The organism is Citrobacter sp. Cs237 (genome assembly GCF_030332325.1).
GTDB lineage: Bacteria > Pseudomonadota > Gammaproteobacteria > Enterobacterales > Enterobacteriaceae > Citrobacter_A > Citrobacter_A sedlakii.
Genome location: NZ_JAOWIB010000067.1, coordinates 1 through 246 on the forward strand (window position 1 = coordinate 1; position 246 = coordinate 246).

A 246-nucleotide genomic window follows, 5' to 3' on the forward strand; every position below is an offset into this window, starting at 1 on the left:
CCGTTGGCCTGCACCTGGGTGGTGTAGCCGGTGCCGCCAATCGTCACGGTCACCGTCTGACCCGCCGGGGCGGTGGTGGTACCGCCGATCAGCAGATCCGCCTGCGCTTCCGTGGCGTTCAGGATATCGTCAGCCGCGATGGTGCTGATGGTGATTACCGGCGCGTCCGTATCCACGCTGTAGTCGTGGGTGGCCGATGCGGAGTTACCTGCCGCATTGCTGACGCTGGCCTCCACGCGGGCGCTG

The 246-nt window shown here is 67.1% G+C and carries 1 protein-coding gene; it reads right to left on the reverse strand.

Translation table 11 applies throughout. The features are described from left to right. A partial coding sequence (locus OGY07_RS02845) for an Ig-like domain-containing protein (RefSeq protein WP_286598534.1) occupies nucleotides 1-246 on the reverse strand: 246 nt, incomplete at both ends.